This is a genomic window from Flavobacterium lipolyticum, assembly GCF_020905335.1.
GTDB lineage: Bacteria > Bacteroidota > Bacteroidia > Flavobacteriales > Flavobacteriaceae > Flavobacterium > Flavobacterium lipolyticum.
In genome coordinates this window covers 729,419-743,838 of record NZ_JAJJMN010000002.1, presented here as the reverse complement: position 1 = coordinate 743,838, position 14,420 = coordinate 729,419, and the positions used below count along the sequence as shown (strand labels likewise).

13 protein-coding genes are annotated in these 14,420 nt (G+C 34.9%); 1 reads left to right on the top strand and 12 read right to left on the bottom strand.

All coding sequences use genetic code 11. From position 1 onward, the window contains the following. Positions 1-218: 218 nt before the first annotated feature. The gene (locus LNQ34_RS19725) at positions 219-1,874 is read right to left on the bottom strand and encodes a M1 family metallopeptidase (RefSeq protein WP_202704321.1); all 1,656 of its coding nucleotides are present in this window, start codon (positions 1,872-1,874) and stop codon (positions 219-221) included. 179 nt (positions 1,875-2,053) lie between these two features. Here LNQ34_RS19725 and LNQ34_RS19720 point away from each other — a divergent pair, with 179 nt between their 5' ends. Next, the gene (locus tag LNQ34_RS19720; protein ID WP_230000961.1) at positions 2,054-2,752 is read left to right on the top strand and encodes a carbohydrate-binding family 9-like protein; all 699 of its coding nucleotides are present in this window, start codon (positions 2,054-2,056) and stop codon (positions 2,750-2,752) included. A 237-nt stretch (positions 2,753-2,989) separates the two neighbouring features. On the opposite strand, the gene LNQ34_RS19715 is transcribed toward LNQ34_RS19720, so the two are convergent. The 11 genes from LNQ34_RS19715 to LNQ34_RS19665 form a co-directional block, all read right to left on the bottom strand. Continuing rightward, positions 2,990-3,610, bottom strand: a complete 621-nt coding sequence (locus tag LNQ34_RS19715) for a hypothetical protein (RefSeq protein WP_230000960.1) — start codon at positions 3,608-3,610, stop codon at positions 2,990-2,992. A 181-nt stretch (positions 3,611-3,791) separates the two neighbouring features. Continuing rightward, positions 3,792-4,394 carry a bifunctional phosphoribosyl-AMP cyclohydrolase/phosphoribosyl-ATP diphosphatase HisIE gene (gene hisIE / locus LNQ34_RS19710; RefSeq protein WP_346432375.1) on the bottom strand — a complete coding sequence of 201 codons (603 nt, stop codon included), beginning with the start codon at positions 4,392-4,394 and terminating at the stop codon, positions 3,792-3,794. Positions 4,395-4,554: 160 nt separating this feature from the next. After that, complete coding sequence (gene hisF, locus LNQ34_RS19705; RefSeq protein ID WP_230000958.1) at positions 4,555-5,310, bottom strand: imidazole glycerol phosphate synthase subunit HisF; 756 nt, start codon at positions 5,308-5,310, stop codon at positions 4,555-4,557. A gap of 118 nt (positions 5,311-5,428) precedes the next feature. Further along, the gene (hisA, locus tag LNQ34_RS19700) at positions 5,429-6,172 is read right to left on the bottom strand and encodes a 1-(5-phosphoribosyl)-5-[(5-phosphoribosylamino)methylideneamino]imidazole-4-carboxamide isomerase (RefSeq protein ID WP_230000957.1); all 744 of its coding nucleotides are present in this window, start codon (positions 6,170-6,172) and stop codon (positions 5,429-5,431) included. A gap of 64 nt (positions 6,173-6,236) precedes the next feature. Further along, a complete protein-coding gene (gene hisH, locus LNQ34_RS19695; RefSeq protein WP_230000956.1) occupies positions 6,237-6,830 on the bottom strand; it encodes an imidazole glycerol phosphate synthase subunit HisH in 594 nt (197 codons plus the stop codon). 69 nt (positions 6,831-6,899) lie between these two features. Continuing rightward, positions 6,900-8,036: a bifunctional histidinol-phosphatase/imidazoleglycerol-phosphate dehydratase HisB gene (hisB, locus tag LNQ34_RS19690; RefSeq protein WP_230000955.1), complete on the bottom strand. Its 1,137-nt coding sequence runs from the start codon at positions 8,034-8,036 to the stop codon at positions 6,900-6,902. A gap of 218 nt (positions 8,037-8,254) precedes the next feature. Beyond that, positions 8,255-9,301: a histidinol-phosphate transaminase gene (gene hisC / locus LNQ34_RS19685; RefSeq protein WP_230000954.1), complete on the bottom strand. Its 1,047-nt coding sequence runs from the start codon at positions 9,299-9,301 to the stop codon at positions 8,255-8,257. Positions 9,302-9,450: 149 nt separating this feature from the next. Next, complete coding sequence (gene hisD / locus LNQ34_RS19680; RefSeq protein ID WP_230000953.1) at positions 9,451-10,743, bottom strand: histidinol dehydrogenase; 1,293 nt, start codon at positions 10,741-10,743, stop codon at positions 9,451-9,453. Between the two features lie 108 nt (positions 10,744-10,851). Continuing rightward, positions 10,852-11,709 carry an ATP phosphoribosyltransferase gene (gene hisG / locus LNQ34_RS19675; RefSeq protein WP_070908082.1) on the bottom strand — a complete coding sequence of 286 codons (858 nt, stop codon included), beginning with the start codon at positions 11,707-11,709 and terminating at the stop codon, positions 10,852-10,854. 309 nt (positions 11,710-12,018) lie between these two features. Next, positions 12,019-13,419 carry a sensor histidine kinase gene (locus tag LNQ34_RS19670; RefSeq protein WP_230000952.1) on the bottom strand — a complete coding sequence of 467 codons (1,401 nt, stop codon included), beginning with the start codon at positions 13,417-13,419 and terminating at the stop codon, positions 12,019-12,021. Continuing rightward, entirely contained in the window at positions 13,420-14,085 is a 666-nt protein-coding gene (locus tag LNQ34_RS19665; RefSeq protein ID WP_230000951.1) for a response regulator transcription factor, read from the bottom strand. Positions 14,086-14,420 lie beyond the last annotated feature (335 nt).

The window sequence follows — 14,420 nt, the reverse complement described above, 5'->3', positions numbered from 1 at the left end:
ACCTCAAAAGAGTCAAATGGGGTTTTCTTTTAAAATTTTATTCAGAGGCTTAGAGGCAGGTGTGTTTTGTGCGGTGTCAAAATCCCATTCTAAAAGAAAAATAACTCCAAAACAAAAGGGCCAATTTTGATTTTCAAAACAGGCCCTTTTGTTTAATTTTTGTTAAAATCGATTTACTTCTGAATGCGTCCGCAAATAGCGATTCCCATTTAGGTGCTTTATTCTATAATATTAGAAGTCGTTACATAAAAATCTTTATCTACTTCTACTTTACGTGATTCATCAGTAGTTTTTTCTGATTGCCATTCGGTTGTTGGTTTTAACCATGTTTCAACTCCGTTTAATTTTACTCTCACGGGCATGTCAAATTTAGAGACACAATTGGTCCAGTGGTAACCGAAAGTTCCGTTTTTAAACATATACTCAAAAACCGGGATCTTTGTTGTGGTCAAATATTGAGCATATACTCTATTAAAATTAATTCCGGATTGTGTGTTGATGTAATCCTCGATTTGCTTGCTTGTCACAGTTTGGTGATAAAAAGTCTTATTTAAACCTCTTAAAATCGATTTCCATTTGGCATCATCATTTATGATCTGACGCATCATGTGCAGCATGTTAGCTCCTTTTGGATACATATCGCCTGACCCCTCGTTGTTTACGTCATAATTACCAATGATAGGTTTATCGTTCTGAATCCCTTTACGGCATCCAATTACGTACTCTGCAGCAGCATCTTTTCCGTAGTAATACTCCAGGAAAAGACTTTCTGAATAATTAGTAAAACTTTCATGGATCCACATATCGGCAATGTCCTTGTACGTGATATTGTTGGCAAACCATTCGTGACCAGATTCATGGATGATGATAAAATCAAATTTTAATCCCCAGCCTGTTCCGCTTAAATCACGTCCTAAATAACCATTTTTATAGCCATTCCCGTAAGTCACACTACTTTGGTGTTCCATTCCCAGATAAGGTACTTCAACCAGCTTGTAACTGTCTTCATAAAATGGATAAGGTCCAAACCAGTTTTCAAAAGCTTTTAGCATTTTCGGTACATCTTTGAACTGTTCTTTTGCCAAAGCAAGATTGTCTCTTAAAACATAATAGTTACAATCTAAATCTCCTTTTTCGCCTTTGTATACTTCTGAGAAATTAACATAATCCCCAATATTGATGTTTACACCATAGTTGTTGATGGGATTTGAAACATACCAGTTGAAGGTTTTAGTTCCATCCTTTTCCTTTTTAACGCTTTTTAATCTTCCATTTGAAACATCGGTAAGATCTCCGGGAACGTTTACGCTGATCATCATGTTCTCGACTTCATCGTACATATGATCTTTGTTCGGCCACCATACACTTGCTCCCAGTCCCTGACAGGATGAAGCGATAAAATCTTTACCGTTTTTGTCCTTTTTCCAGCTGATTCCACCGTCCCAGGGTGCCTTAACGGCTTCTCTTGGTTTTCCGGTAAAACTCACTACCACTTCTTTGGTATCACCTATTTTTTGCTTTTCAGTCAGCGTAATAAAAAAGGCATTTCCATCTCTCTTAAACTGTAATTCTTTTCCCCCCTGTGTTACTTTCGTAATTTGCATAGGTTCCTGCAAATCAATCTGCATCTTGTCGTATGGGGTTAAAACAGTATAACGGATTGTATTCGAACCTGAAATTGTTCTCTCTTTTGGGCTCACTTTTACATCAAGATGATAGTATTTTAAATCCCACCAGGCTCTTTCTTTTGTAATGCTTCCGCGTAAAGTGTCCTGATGTGTAAAAGTAGTTTCTGACTTATTCAAAAGTCCTTGTGCATTGGCAGTAAAGCCAAATAGAAAGGCGATACAGACGCCACCTAAGTATTTTTTCATATGAAGCAGATATTTTCTTTTAGTCGAAATTAAGAAGGCTTTTTGAGCCGTTTACACTTCAACAAATGTAAACATTCGAATCAAGTTTTGACTGATTTTATAGTGAGGATTCTAAAAATTAATGTTAAAATTCGTTTATTCTTCTGTATTTTAGCTTATCAAATTCATATATGTTATTTATGAGAAATCTTAAAATTACTATCCTGCTTTGTTTGATGTGCTCGATCACAACTTATTCGCAAAATATTCTTATTCCAAGAACTATTCAAAAAGTTACTATTGATGGCAATTTATCAGATTGGAAGACTTCTTTTCTTGGGCCTTTTGTGGTTCATGATTCCGGAAAAAAGGCGACTCAGGATACGTATGTTTCTTTTGCATGGGACAATGATAATCTGTATATCGCCTATCGTTCGATTGATTCTAAAATTATGGGTAAGGCACAGCAAAAAGACACTGAAATTTTTAACACTGATGATTTAGTTGAAATTTTTATAGATCCAGACGGTAATGGGGAAAATTATCTCGAAATTGGGGTCAATGCCTACTCTTCTTATTATGATTTATTGTTAAAGTGTATCTCACCAGCTTGTGGCGGATGGAACATGAGTATAGCGTTTGATGTTTTGGGATTGGAAACACAAAGCAAAATAACGAACGAAGGATTCAATACCGAAATTAAAATTCCTTTCTCAAGCCTGAATACGATTAAAAACGGTAGTTTTTCAACACCAAAAGCGGGAACTAAGTGGCGAGGAAATGCTTTTAGAATTGATTACGGTAATACCACTGAATATCTTGCTTTACAAGCTTATAAAAGTTCTAGATTTGGTTTTCATCAACCACAGGAGTTTGCTGTTTTTGAGTTTACTGAATAGAGGGATTTTCAATTCATTTTAATTCTGCCAGGAATGAAATAATTATAGTTAAAAATTAAATACATTTTTGAGAAAGCTCCATCGGAGCGCTATATTTGATGATCTACAGGTAATATACATGCCGCCCCGCTGGGGCTCTCGTGAGAGGCGATAGTTTTTTTAGAAATATTTCGTCCCGTTGGGACTTTTCATTGAAACTAAAAAATACTGACATTATCAGTTCATGGATAATTTTGTTTAACCAAATATTTGTAAATTCTTGATTTGGAAGACTGGGTGTATTTCCTTTATTTTAAAATAATTAGTATAATTCACTAGGAAATTAAAGGTACTATTATTTTGTTTCATGAGATAAATTTCAAAAATAGATTTATTACATTCAAAATATACATTTTGAAAAAACTTGTCATTTGAATCGCCATAAAATTTATAAGTTTCTATAAACATTAAAATGCCTTTCTTAAAAATCTCTGGAGTCGAGAAGTCTTTCGGAAGAAATATATTTATAAAACTATTATTATCTATATACAATTCACCAGTACTGTTGTTAATTGTAGCAAAATTGTTGTGAGTTGTTTTTTCTAACAATAAAATTAATCTCTGACCAGTTTTTAATTCTTTAATTCTGGGATCACATAACCATTCTTTCCATATAGAAACCTTGATTTTCGAATCTGATTTACCTTTTACAAATTGTGTTATCGCAAATTCATATTCATTTTTAGAAACTTTGGTAATAGTTCCGTCTACAATTAGATCTGCTTTTAATATAGCAATTGGATATGGTAGTTCATTTTTCTTGTAACCATAATTTAATGTTGGTATTAAAAGTAAAAGTAGGCCAATAAATAGTTTCATAAAAGTATTATTTTCTACTAAATAGTATTTTTTGGTGTACTAAATGAAGTCGAAGTTTGGAGAGTAAATTTCGGGTTTCAGGTTTCAGGTTACCTCACACAACTTGAAACTTGAAACCTGAAACTTGAAACCTGAAACTTGAAACCTGAAACTTGAAACTTGAAACCTGAAACTAAACTTTTTACTTCTGACGCTTTTTCAGAACATCAACAACATCATTAAGCTGATAGCCTTTGGCTTGTAATAAGATAAGGTAGTGAAAAAGTAAATCGGCGCTTTCGCTAAGAAATAAATCATCGTTATTGTCTTTAGCTTCAATAACGACTTCAACGGCCTCTTCACCGACTTTTTGGGCTATTTTGTTAATTCCTTTTTCGAATAGTGAAGCGACATAACTTTTTTCTGAATCAGCATTTTCCCTTCGGGTCTTGATAGTACTTTCTAAGGTAGAAATGAAACTGTAGTTTTCTTTGTTTTCTTCCTGCCAGCAGGTGTCTGCTCCTGTGTGACAGGTTGGTCCTACAGGGTTTGCCTGGATTAAAAGTGTATCTCCATCGCAGTCATTTTTAATGCTTACCAGATTTAAAAAGTTACCGCTTTCCTCACCTTTAGTCCAAAGTCTTTGTTTGGATCGGCTGAAAAAGGTTACTTTTTGTGTTTCTATTGTTTTTTGAAGTGATTCTTCGTTCATATATCCCAGCATCAGTACATTCCTGGTTTCTGCATCCTGAATGATTGCCGGAATTAATCCGTGTGCACTTTTAATATCTACGTTCATAGTTATTTTAGATTTTAGAGTTCAGATTTTAGATTGCTGAATTCTTTTGGTTTTTTAATTATATCCTGCCCTTTTTATTCTAGACTTTAGAGTTCAGATTGTAGATTACCAGAATCTTTTTTTTCTTTAGTCTATTCTCTTTGTTCTATTTTCTATTCTCTGTGCTCTAAACTCTGACTTCAACACCATTATTCCTAAGCTCTTGCTTCAAAGTCTTAATCTCAATCTCTTTAAAGTGAAAAACACTTGCGGCTAAGGCTGCATCGGCTTTGCCTTTCTTAAATGAATCGACAAAATGCTGAATGTTTCCTGCGCCACCCGAGGCAATTATCGGAATATTAACGAGTGCTGAAAGTTTAGCGAGTGCCTCATTCGCAAATCCGTTTTTAGTACCGTCATTGTCCATCGAAGTAAATAATATCTCTCCTGCACCACGTTTTGCCACTTCAACTGCCCAATCGAATAAGTTGAGTTCGGTTGGTACTTTTCCTCCTACCAAATGTACGATCCATAGCCCGTTAATTTGTTTGGCATCGATAGCGACGACCACGCACTGACTTCCAAATTTCTGAGCCAATTCATTAATTAACTGTGGATTCTTGACTGCCGAGGAATTGATCGAAACTTTATCTGCGCCGTTGTTCAGTAAAATTTCAACATCTTCAACGCTTGAAATTCCACCTCCGACGGTAAATGGAATATTGATCTTCTCTGCGACATTTCGAACCATAGTAACAAGCGTTTTACGGCGTTCTTCAGTGGCTGAAATATCCAGAAAAACCAGTTCATCGGCACCTTCTGCTGAATACAGTTCTGCCAACTCAACAGGATCCCCTGCATCACGAAGATCAACGAAATTAACCCCTTTTACGGTTCTCCCATTTTTTATATCCAAACAGGGTATGATTCTTTTTGCTAACATTTCTTTAATGTGTTAATTAGGGAATTGGTAAATGTGATAATTAGTCAATTAGATAATTTCTTTTTTACGATTGTTTTTGAATTATCAAATTATCTAATTTTCTCATTTTCCAATTATCTCATTTTCTAATTATAAAATTCTCTAATTGTTTTAAGCTAATGCGCCCTTCGTAGATTGCTTTTCCAATGATTGTTCCTTCACAGCCCAGTTCGGCTAGTTTAGGCAATTCATCGAATGTTGAAATTCCGCCTGATGCGATCAATTTAATTTCGACTTCGCTCGATTTGACATTACAGTTTTTTAAAATTTTGCCGTACAAATCAAAACTTGGGCCTTCTAACATTCCGTCTTTGGCGATATCGGTACAAATAACGTATTGAATTCCTTTGCTTTGATACTCCTGAATGAACGGAATCAAATCTTCGTCTGAATTTTCTAACCAGCCCGAAACGGCAATTTTTTCGTCTTTGGCGTCAGCGCCCAGTATAATTTTCTCAGAACCATATTGAGAGATCCATTTTTGGAATATTTCTTTATTTTTTACAGCAATACTTCCGCCTGTAATTTGGTTTGCCCCACTTTCAAAAGCAATTCTTAAATCTTCATCTGATTTTAAACCGCCTCCAAAATCAATTCGTAAGCTGGTTTGTGTCGCAATTTGCTCTAAGATTTTGTAATTGACAATTTTATTTGACTTTGCACCGTCTAAATCTACTAAATGCAGGTATTCGATTCCATGAGCTTCAAATGATTTGGCAACTTCGATAGGATTTTCATTGTAAATTATTTTAGTGTCGTAATCGCCTTTCGATAAGCGAACACATTTTCCGTCGATAATATCTATGGCGGGTATTATTCTCATTTTTCTAAATTTTAGAGTTCTGATTTTAGATTTTAGATTTTCTTACGTTGTTGGAATTTGGATTTTATTCTTTGTTACTTAGTTTAAGAAAGTTCTCAAGAATTTTCTCCCCAACATCACCACTCTTTTCGGGGTGAAATTGCGTTCCATAAAAATTATCTTTTTGTAATGCCGACGCGTACTCTGTATCATAGTTTGTTGTTGCGATCATATATTGGCAATTTGGGGCATAAAAGCTGTGTACCAAATACATAAATTCATTCTCGGCAATGTCTTTAAACAGATCAGATTTTAGATTATAAATCTGATTCCATCCCATTTGTGGTACTTTTACATTAGACGAAAATTTTATGACGTCTACGTTAAAAATTCCTAAACCTTGAGTATTTCCTTCTTCCGTAGCATTACACATTAATTGCATTCCGAGGCAGATTCCTAAAACAGGCTGTTTTAAGTTCGGTATCAAACGATCCAAACCGCTTTCTTTCAGTTTAGTCATTGCCGAACTTGCTTCACCTACTCCCGGAAAAATTACTTTGTCGGCCTTTTGAATTTCATCAGGGTCATTGCTCAAAACCGCTTTAAAACCGAGTCTTTCCACTGCAAACATGATGCTTTGAATATTTCCTGCACCGTAGTTTATGATTACTATTTTCATTAATAAAAGCTTTATGCTTTAAGCCTTAAGCTTTAGGCTTATTGCCTATTGCTTATAGCTTATAGCGATTTACAACATTCCTTTTGTTGAAGGTAAAATCATTTTCTCCGTATCTCTTTTCACTGCCACTTTTATCGCTTTTGCGAAAGCTTTAAAAATTGCCTCGATTTTGTGATGCTCATTCGTTCCTTCAGCTTTGATGTTGATGTTTGCTTTTGCACCATCTGAGAATGATTTAAAGAAGTGAAAAAACATTTCTGTTGGCATTTTACCCACCATTTCGCGTTTGAATTCGGTTTCCCAAACCAGCCAGTTTCTTCCGCCAAAGTCGATTGCGACCTGTGCCAGGCAATCGTCCATAGGCAAACAAAAGCCATAACGTTCGATTCCCAGTTTGTTTCCTAATGCTTTGGCGAAAACTTCTCCCAAAGCAATTGCCGTATCTTCAATGGTGTGGTGTTCATCTACTTCCAGATCACCTTTAACCAATATTTCTAAATCCATTTGACCGTGGCGGGAAATTTGATCTAACATATGGTCAAAAAATGCAATTCCGGTTTCGATTTTACTTTTTCCCGTTCCATCCAGATTCAAATTAACAAAAATGTCTGTTTCATTCGTTTTACGTGTAATTGAGGCTGAACGTGCTTCTAATTTTAAAAACTCATAGATGGTTTTCCAACTCATTGTCTGAAGCACAATCGTTTGGTCTAATTCTTCACGCTTGGATGAAATTTCATTGCTCCCGATTCCATCATTATCATTAATAAAAATAGCCTTCGCTCCCAGATTTTTAGCTAATTCAACATCCGTCAAACGATCTCCTAAAACAAAAGAATTTTCTAAATCATATTCCGGGTTATCGATGTATTGTGTCAGCATCCCGGTTCTTGGCTTTCTTGTTGGGGCATTATCTTCCGGAAAAGATCTGTCGATGAAAATTGCATCAAATTTAATTCCTTCATTCTCAAAAGCTTTTAAGATAAAATTTTGTGTTGGCCAAAACGTTTCTTCCGGAAAACTATCCGTTCCCAGACCGTCCTGATTGGTAACCATTACCAATTCGTAATCTAATTCGTTGGCAATTTTAGCTAAGTATTGAAAAGCTTTTGGATAAAATTCTACTTTCTCCAAAGCGTCTAATTGGTAATTTTCAGGTTCTAAAACAATCGTTCCGTCACGATCGATAAAAAGTACTTTTTTCATAGTTTATATTTTTGTTTTGCCACAGATTATATAGATTATAATGATTTTTTTATTCCTTGTGTTTAATTTTTCGCCACGAATTCACGAATTAAAACGAATTGAATTAGTGAAAATTCGAGAAATTTGTGGCAAAATAAAAATTCTTTTAATCTATATAATCTGTGGCAAGAAAACTTTGCGTACTTCGCGTAATTCTTTGCGAGCTTTGCGGTTAAGTTTTATTTCAATAATTTCAATTCTTTAATCAAAACAGCATTTTCTTCCGGAATCCCAATCGTCAAACGAAGGCAGTTTTCACATAAAGGCTGATTGGTTCTGTTTCGGATTACAATTCCTTTTTTAATTAATTGATTGTATCTTTTATTGGCATCGTCTACTTTTACCAAAACAAAATTAGCTTCTGTTGGATATACTTTTTCTACAAAATCAACCTCAAGTAAAACTTTAATTAGTTCTTCTCTTTGTTCGATAATTGAAGCTATTTCATTCTGTATCCTTTCAGGATCATTCAAACGATTTATAGCTCTCTGCTGGGTTAATTCGTTTACGTTATAAGGAGGTTTTATTTTGTTGAGAACCGAAATCACAGCTTCGGAAGCATAACAAATTCCTAAACGGATTCCTGCTAGTCCGTAGGCTTTTGAAAGGGTTTGCGTGATGATTAAATTTGGATATTCGTCTATCTCCGTCAACCAGCTTTCCTTTTTTGAAAAGTCTATATAAGCCTCATCAATCACAACTAAACCCTTAAAGTTTTGAAGTAGTTTTACAACGCTCTCGTCTGAAAATGAATTTCCCGTAGGATTGTTTGGAGAGCATAAAAAGATAATTTTGGTCGAATCGTCAACAGCATCTAAGATTTGATCTACTTGTGGCTGAAAATCAGTTGAAAGTAAAACTTCTCTGTTCTCGACGGCATTAATATCTGCCAAAACGCTGTACATCCCATAAGTTGGCGGAAGCGAAATGATATTGTCTGTTTTAGGTTCGCAGAACGCTCTGAATAGTAAATCGAGAACTTCATCACTTCCGTTTCCTAATAAAATCTGGTTTGCTTTTACCTTATTATTCTTCGCTAAAATGGCTTTGACCGAAAGTTGTTGTGGATCAGGGTAACGATTTACTCCAGTCTGAAACGGATTTTCATTCGCATCCAAAAAAATCATGTCGGCAGTATCAAAGTCTTCAAACTCATCACGTGCTGAAGAATAAGGTTTCAAAGATTTTACATTCTCTCTTGTTATCGTGTTTATATCGAATTTCATTTTTTTTGTTTTTTCTTTAGAGAATAGATAATAGAGCCAAGAGGCAAGATAGTAGACTTTTTATCTGGTCAGTCAATACCATATCCTTTACTTCTATGTTCTATAGTCTTTGCTCTATATTCTTGCTTCTATATTCCTGACTCTTGCCTCTATCCTCTTTCCTTCAAACTCTTTAATCGCAATGTCACTGCATTCTTGTGAGCTTGTAATCCTTCAGCTTCAGCCATAATTTCAATGGCGCTGCCAATTTTCTGAATGCCTTCCTTAGATATTTTCTGGAAGGTCATTGATTTAACAAAACTGTCCAGGTTTACGCCGCTGTAATTTTTAGCATAGCCGTTTGTTGGTAAAGTATGATTGGTTCCTGACGCGTAGTCTCCTGCACTTTCAGGGGTGTAATTGCCTATAAACACAGAACCTGCGTTGATAATTCCGTTACAGTAGAAATCATCATATTGTGAGCAAATTATAAAATGTTCCGGTCCATACTCGTTAATTAAATCTAAAGCGATTTGATCGTTTTCTACATAAATTAGTTTTGAGTTTTCAATGGCTTTCTTGGCAATTGCTTTTCGGGGAAGTTCTTCAATTTGAATCTGGATCTCCTTTTCAACGGCTTGAATTAATCTTTTAGAAGTCGAAACCAAAATTACCTGACTGTCTGTTCCGTGTTCTGCCTGAGACAGTAAATCGGAGGCAACAAATGCTGGTACAGCGGTGTCATCAGCTACGACCAGCAATTCTGAAGGTCCGGCAGGCATATCGATGGCTACTCCAAATTGAGTTGCCAACTGTTTTGCTACAGTTACAAATTGATTTCCAGGTCCAAAAATTTTATATACTTTAGGGATTGACTTTGTTCCGAATGTCATTCCGGCAATGGCCTGAATCCCTCCCACTTTTAAGATTTTGGTTACACCGCATAAAGTAGCTGCATATAGAATTGCAGGGTTTATTTTCCCGGATTTATCAGGCGGAGAACATAGTACTATTTCTTTACAGCCTGCAATTCCGGCAGGAACAGCCAACATTAGAACAGTTGAAAACAAAGGTGCTGTTCCTCCCGGAATGTATAAGCCAATTTTTTGAATAGGTCTCTTTTCCTGCCAGCAGTTGACTCCCTCAGTCGTTTCAATCGAGATCTTATCTGTTTTTTGAGCGCTGTGAAATTTATATATGTTTTCTTTTGCTAACAGAATAGCCGCTTTTAGTTCCTCTGAAATGCTACTATTGGCTTCCTGAATCTCTTCAGATGAAACTTCATAGTTTTCCAGAGCAATTCCGTCAAAAATTGAAGTGTATTTAGCAACAGCTTCATCCCCTTTTTTCTGTACTTCTTTAAAGATTTCCTTTACTGTAACTTCAATATCATCGATCGTTTTAGTTGGTCGTTTTAGTATTTCTGACCAGGTATCTAGTTTCGGATTGTTTATTTTATTCATTTTTTTTATGCTTTAGGCTTTAAGCTTTAGGCTATAAGCAGTTTTGTTTTTTCTTTAATCTGTCAGCATATAGCTTAAAGCTTATTGCTTACAGCGCACGAAGTGCATTTAAAGAACCATTTTCTCAATTGGACACACTAAGATTCCTTCTGCTCCTTCCTCTTTTAATTGGTCAATTACATCCCAAAAGGTGTCTTTATCAATTACCGAGTGAACGCTGCTCCATCCTTCCTGTGCAAGCGGCAAAACGGTAAGGCTTCGAAGCACCGGCAGAATTTTTCCAATTGCTTCGATTTTATCGTTAGGTACGTTCATTAGGATGTATTTGGAGTTTCTAGCTCTTAAAACGGACTGGATTCTGAATTTTAAAGTATCAATGTGTTTTTGAATTTCGGGTGATACTTTTGGTGAAACAGCGAGAACAGCTTCACTTTTAAGAATTACTTCAACCTCTTTTAAATTGTTTTTGAATAAGGTGCTTCCGCTTGAAACAATATCAACAATGGCATCTGCAAGTCCGATATTAGGAGCAATTTCTACTGAGCCCGAAATTTGGTGAATATCGACTGTCAGTCCAAAAGAATTAAAATACTCATTTACGGTATTAGGATATGAGGTTGCAACACGCAAACCTGATAAATCCTGTATCGAATTGTATTCAAAGGTTTTGGGAACTGCAACAGAAACTTTGCACTTAGAAAAACCCAGTTTTTGAATTACTTCGATTTGTCGGCCTTTCTCCACAAGTAAATTATCACCAACGATAGCTAGATCTACCACTCCATCAATTAAATACTGCGGTATGTCTGAGTTTCGAAGGTATAAAACTTCTAAAGGAAAGTTGGAAGCTTCGGCTTTAAGCTGATCGTTTCCGTTGTTGATTGAAATACCACAATCTTTAAGAATTTGAATGCTGTCTTCGTTTAATCGACCTGATTTTTGAATTGCAATTTTTAATGTACTCATTTTTTTAGTTTTTTAGTATTAAATAGTCTGAGTACAAAGAAGTGGTATAAAAAAACCCGTTTGATGTACTCAAACGGGTTTTAAAATATGATGATTTACACGCATACCATTAACACATCGCCTGAGAGCAATAATGAAAATGATGATGATGTAATTGATTAGAAATCATGTCTTGTTTTATTTTTTAATTCTTTGATTCGGTTGCAAATATAGTAGTTATTTTCATAAAAAAGCATTTTTTATTTTAACTTAACGGTATTTTATTGTTAAAAAATCTTTCAAGGCTTGGTTTTACAGGTCTTTCAGAATCTACAATAGTGCTTTTTTATTTTGATCAAAGTATAAAATTACGGTAGTACCGACCCCTATTTCGCTTTCCATTTTAAACTTGATATGAAGTAATTCAGTTACCCTTTTTACGATGGAAAGCCCTAATCCGGTTCCTTTAATTTCCGGATGTTCTGTAGAATTGGATCTGAAGAAGGGACTAAAAATAGCGTCTAAATCTTGCTTTGCAATACCAATACCGTTATCCGAAATTCTGCAGATTGTCTTTTCATTTTCTTCGGAGAGCAGAACAGTTACCTCTCCTCCACTGTGCGAATATTTAATAGCATTGGAAATTATATTTCTAAGTATGGTAATGACTAAAAAATTATCCGACTCAATATAGTAATCCTGACGAGTATCAAATTTAATTTTGATCTGCTGATTGTTAATTCTTTCGGAGTTTAATCTGAAAACGTCTAAAATTATCGCATTTAGATAAACAGATTCGGTATTAATATTTTTCTTCTGATTTTCAAAACGAGCCATCAACAACAGTTGATCTACAAGCATATTCAGATGGTCGACTTCTTTTATGCAATAGTTTATTTTATCTTCGTATTCCTTATTGTCTCGAGGTTTACGAATTAACACTTCAAGTGTTCCTTTAATAACAGTAAGAGGCGTTCTTAGTTCATGAGAAGCATCAGAGGTAAACTCTTTTTCGCGTTCAATTGCATGTTCAATTCGGTTTAAAAGATTGTTTATCGTTTTCGAGAGCGTGTACAATTCATCCTTAGTTCTCGGCAATGCGATACGTGCCTTTAAATTGTCTTTGGTGATGATTTTTGAGGTATTAATGATTTCATTGATGGGTTTTATACTTCGTCCCGCAAAGAATCTGGCAATGAAAAATAACAGGATCAAAATCCCTAAAAAAGAAAGTGACATGATATCAAACAGGTTGTTCAATACCATTTTAGAATCGGCCAGGGACATGGCAACAATCACATATCCAATTTTCTTTTCCTTAAGATGAAGCGGAACCTGAATTTGTCGGATCGCATGGTCTCCCATTTTAGTGTCAAAGAGTTCAAAATCTTCAACAGAATCATTAAAGGTAAGAGTTTGGGTTTTTAGATTCGGCGCTTTTTCAATGATTTTTTTATTCAGATCAAGGAACTCTACAAAAACCGGATTTACATCTACCGTGTTGTGCTCTCTTTCGTTCCATTCTTCTTCATCAATTAAAATTACCTTTCCCTTAACCTCTTTAATTTCCTGGAGGTGATTTTGAATTTCAACTTTTATTTTTTCATCGATATGACTGTAAACCGTATGTTTTACAATAGAATAAATGACGGAGAAAACGGCTAAAATTAATAATCCCGTTGTAATGATATAATTTAAAGCAATTCTGTTTTTAAAAGAAAGTTGTGTCATTTATAAATCGTTTGCAATATATCCGATACCGCGTATCGTTTTAATATAATCTTCTTCAATTTTTAAATTGAGTTTTTTTCTGATGGCATTCATAAAAACATCGATTACACCAGTGTCGTATTCGAAGTTTATTTCCCAAACATCTTTTAATATTTGATTTCGTGTGCAGACTTTTCCCTTGTTCTGAATAAGATATTTTAAGAGTTCGAATTCTCTTTGGGTCAGTGCAACTTCGTCATTGTTTTTTAGAACAGTATGCTTTAACAAATCTATTTTGATAGTTCCCAAAGTCAAATCTTCTGATCCTTTTTGATTTCTAAAGTGTATTTTGATGCGTTCCACCAATTCCTCAAAGCTAAAAGGTTTTTTAATGTAGTCATTTGCTCCTGCTTTTAGGCCTTCTATTGTTTCCTGTACAGTATCTTTAGCGGTCAAAAAGATAATTGGGGTTTTCTGATCTTTAACTCTAATGGCTCTGCACAAATCTAATCCGTTAATTTTAGGAAGCATCCAGTCTAATAAAATCAAATCAAAGTGTTGGCTGTGAATCAGCTCAAAAGCTTTAGAGCCATCATTGGCTGTCGTAATCTGGTATCCTTCTTCCTGCAGACCTTGTTGCAAAAACTGAACAATACCTAACTCATCTTCAACGATTAGAATGTGCATTTTAATAGTGTAATTTTAGTTGAACTGTAATTATCTACCTTCAAAGATAAGACTTTTGAGGTCAGAAAGGATTTAATACCATTAGAATAGCCGAAAATTAACCTGCTTAAGTAAACCTTAAGTTAACACTAAGAAAGGCAAAAGCATAACTTTATTCTGAATTAATTTAATGGGATTATTTTTGCTTGAAACAGAAGTCAAAATAGGTACTATTCTCATATTTGACTATAAAAGAGACTACTCGTTGTTTATTCTTAAAAAAAGTATGTTATTTTTGCTAATTTTACAATATTAAGCAAACGAATAACTCTTTTAAATTAATAATTTCTGAACTT

What these genes read in the sequence shown, in the direction of transcription:
- LNQ34_RS19725 (WP_202704321.1), bottom strand. Translation starts at nt 1,874, where the DNA reads ATGAAAAAATACTTAGGTGGCGTCTGTATCGCCTTTCTATTTGGCTTT.
- LNQ34_RS19720 (WP_230000961.1), top strand. Translation starts at nt 2,054, where the DNA reads ATGAGAAATCTTAAAATTACTATCCTGCTTTGTTTGATGTGCTCGATC.
- LNQ34_RS19715 (WP_230000960.1), bottom strand. Translation starts at nt 3,610, where the DNA reads ATGAAACTATTTATTGGCCTACTTTTACTTTTAATACCAACATTAAAT.
- hisF (WP_230000958.1), bottom strand. Translation starts at nt 5,310, where the DNA reads ATGTTAGCAAAAAGAATCATACCCTGTTTGGATATAAAAAATGGGAGA.
- hisA (WP_230000957.1), bottom strand. Translation starts at nt 6,172, where the DNA reads ATGAGAATAATACCCGCCATAGATATTATCGACGGAAAATGTGTTCGC.
- hisH (WP_230000956.1), bottom strand. Translation starts at nt 6,830, where the DNA reads ATGAAAATAGTAATCATAAACTACGGTGCAGGAAATATTCAAAGCATC.
- hisB (WP_230000955.1), bottom strand. Translation starts at nt 8,036, where the DNA reads ATGAAAAAAGTACTTTTTATCGATCGTGACGGAACGATTGTTTTAGAA.
- hisC (WP_230000954.1), bottom strand. Translation starts at nt 9,301, where the DNA reads ATGAAATTCGATATAAACACGATAACAAGAGAGAATGTAAAATCTTTG.
- hisD (WP_230000953.1), bottom strand. Translation starts at nt 10,743, where the DNA reads ATGAATAAAATAAACAATCCGAAACTAGATACCTGGTCAGAAATACTA.
- hisG (WP_070908082.1), bottom strand. Translation starts at nt 11,709, where the DNA reads ATGAGTACATTAAAAATTGCAATTCAAAAATCAGGTCGATTAAACGAA.
- LNQ34_RS19670 (WP_230000952.1), bottom strand. Translation starts at nt 13,419, where the DNA reads ATGACACAACTTTCTTTTAAAAACAGAATTGCTTTAAATTATATCATT.
- LNQ34_RS19665 (WP_230000951.1), bottom strand. Translation starts at nt 14,085, where the DNA reads ATGCACATTCTAATCGTTGAAGATGAGTTAGGTATTGTTCAGTTTTTG.